The 2,650-nt window shown below is 48.5% G+C and carries 2 protein-coding genes; one reads left to right on the top strand and one right to left on the bottom strand.

The window, feature by feature from the left end; translation table 11 throughout:
• Positions 1-978, bottom strand: a 978-nt coding sequence (locus GRP75_RS23895) for an aldo/keto reductase (protein WP_237449161.1), incomplete at its 3' end; no start/stop codon positions are given.
• 505 nt (positions 979-1,483) lie between these two features.
• Between GRP75_RS23895 and GRP75_RS23890 the strand changes: the two genes are divergently transcribed.
• On the top strand, positions 1,484-2,401 hold the full coding sequence (locus GRP75_RS23890) for an AraC family transcriptional regulator (RefSeq protein ID WP_160790559.1): 918 nt from the start codon (positions 1,484-1,486) through the stop codon (positions 2,399-2,401).
• Positions 2,402-2,650: the final 249 nt, after the last annotated feature.

Here is a 2,650-nt window from a genome sequence, read left to right as displayed (position 1 = left end):
CGTTCTTCTCTCCAGTTCCTCCGTATATCTGGCGCCCATCAAAGTGATCTGCGAGGCTGCGCTGTTAATATTGCGCACATCTTCGGATCTGAGCTTAATGTCCACTGCGCCTAGATTTTCTTCCAGACGGCTTAATTTCCGTGTGCCCGGGATCGGAACGATCCACGACTTCTGGGCTAGCAGCCAGGCGAGTGCGATTTGGGCTGGCGTTGCTTTTAACTGCTCAGCCATCTCTTTAAGCAGGTCGACCAACACCTGATTGGCCTCCAGCGCTTCTGGAGTAAAACGTGGAAGAATACTGCGCAAATCGTCATGGTTGAATGTCGTGTTTGCGTTAAAACTTCCCGTCAGGTAGCCCTTGCCCAAAGGACTGAACGGAACGAAGCCAATACCGAGCTCTTCTAGGGCAGGGAGGAGTTCCTCTTCGGGGCGTCTCCACCACAGGGAATATTCGCTCTGAATTGCAGTGAGTGGCTGAACCGCGTGTGCACGACGAATGGTCTTCACTCCTGCTTCAGACAATCCCCAGTGCTTTACCTTTCCTTCCCGGATCAGATCTTGCACAGCTCCCGCTACCTCTTCGATCGGCACATCTGGATCGACTCGGTGCTGATAGTACAGGTCGATGGCTTCAATCTTGAGCCGTCTAAGCGATTCTTCGGCAACTTTCTTGATATGCTCAGGGCGACTGTTCATTCCGGACTGCTTGCCATCCTGGATATTGAAGCCGAACTTCGTGGCAATCACGACTTGGTCTCGAACGGGAAGAAGAGCTTCGCCCAAGAGTTCTTCATTCGTGTAGGGTCCGTATACTTCGGCGGTATCAAAGAAAGTCACGCCGCGCTCGACCGCTTCCCGAATGACCGAGATCATTTCCTTTTGGTCCGAAGCCGGCCCATAACCGTAACTCATTCCCATGCATCCAAGTCCGATTGCGGAAACTTCCAGACCGCTATTTCCCAATTTACGCTTTTCCAACATACATCTTCCTTTCTTAATATCATTTTATTCTTTATCCAGTAGGAGGGTGGGTATGATAAATGTTCATTATTTTTCTTTAGTTAATTGGCTTACGATCCTATCAAGAGAACTATTATATAATTTTTTGAAACATTCATGCTCTTCAAACTCTATTAATGTGATAAGCCTTTGAACCAATAAGTTCCTAAACCAACGATTCAAATAATTCATCTCCTCCCTTTTTTAAACTTGTTCTTTGATAATGTCGTTTGCTTGCGGTAGTGGCTTCTGTCACTCCCTCCACCGACAGAGCACCCGTTCTCTCTTCTTATTCAGCCGCTTCAGCTATTCCGTTGTTCCCCCCCTTGCTTGATTCTGTGAGCTTAGTCTTATTATGCCGAACAGAAAAAGCGAAGCGATATCTCATTCGTCTTAAATGATTGCCCAATCCTATTACGGCTACTGTTGCTACAGGCGGATAAGTCTTATAATGGGACCAGACAAACCTGCAAGGAGGATTTGAATGTCCGAGAACCTTATTCAACAGCAACAGAAGCTTACCGGATTAATTGAGCGTCACTCGCTTCAGAATAGCGCCAAGGAAACGACGATCCCTTCCCTATTTTTCTATCAGCATTCCAGCATAACTGAGCCCGCTTATCGGGTTTACAAGCCTTCTTTTTGTGTTGTCGTTCAAGGTCTGAAAGAAATTTTGCTGGCACAGGAGAGATTTGAATATGGACCGTCCAATTATCTGATCGCTTCCATGAATCTGCCTGTGATCGGTCAAATTATAAAAGCGTCTACTGACTCTCCTTACCTGAGTCTTAAGCTCGAATTTACACAGAACCAGATCCTTGAAGTGCTGAACGATTGTGATATTAAGGTCACGTCAAAAGATAATGCCAAGCGTGCCCTGTTCGTCGGCCGAATGGAATCGTCCATTCAGGACGCCGTGCTCAGGCTTGCCCGTCTGCTGGACACCCCGGGAGAAATCCCATTTCTAGCCCCGCTTTACACGAGGGAGATTCTGTACAGGTTGCTGCAGGGGCCCTATGGAGTCGAATTGGCTCAGATTGCAGTCGAAGGAAGCAGCACCTATCGGATCCGGGAAGCTATCGACCATATTGTCCGAAATTGGGACCAGTCTTTTCGGATCGAAGATCTTGCAGACACCGCCAGCATGAGTGTTTCTTCGTTCCATCGGCATTTTAAAGAGGTAACCGCCATGAGCCCAATTCAGTTCCAAAAACAGCTGAGACTACAGGAAGCTCGCCGCATCTTATTGGCTGAATCGGCGGACGCCGCAGACGTCGCTTTCAGGGTTGGTTACGAGAGCTCTTCCCAATTCAGCCGTGAATACTCCCGCACGTTCGGTGCTCCTCCGAGAGCGGACATCAAGCGATTGAAGGAAAAATACGACCAGGTCATGAATGACTAAGTATCTAGACTGATCGGCGAAGAAGCAAAAAGGACGACCTTAGGCCGTCTCTTTTTCGGTATGATACGTTTAACTTCCAGCGTCATTTCCTATAAAACGAGAACACCACCGACTTCCCCAACATCATTTAGGCGGTCTTCGGTCTTCAAGCCCAGTTCGGCAGTAGCGTCTCGCCCCGGTCTGTAGCAGGCGCGGGAGTCACCGAAAGTCTGGCAATCTCATCGCGCCACTCTGGAGTCATCTCTACAT

Origin of the sequence: Paenibacillus sp. OT2-17, from assembly GCF_009827695.1 — a bacterium.
GTDB classification, from domain to species: domain Bacteria; phylum Bacillota; class Bacilli; order Paenibacillales; family Paenibacillaceae; genus Paenibacillus; species Paenibacillus polymyxa_B.
Note: the sequence above shows the minus strand (reverse complement) of the source record. Positions and strands in the feature narration are given on the sequence as shown.

Bases quoted from the DNA above. Each gene is read 5' to 3' on its own strand.
- GRP75_RS23890 (WP_160790559.1), top strand. From the start codon at position 1,484: ATGTCCGAGAACCTTATTCAACAGCAACAGAAGCTTACCGGATTAATT.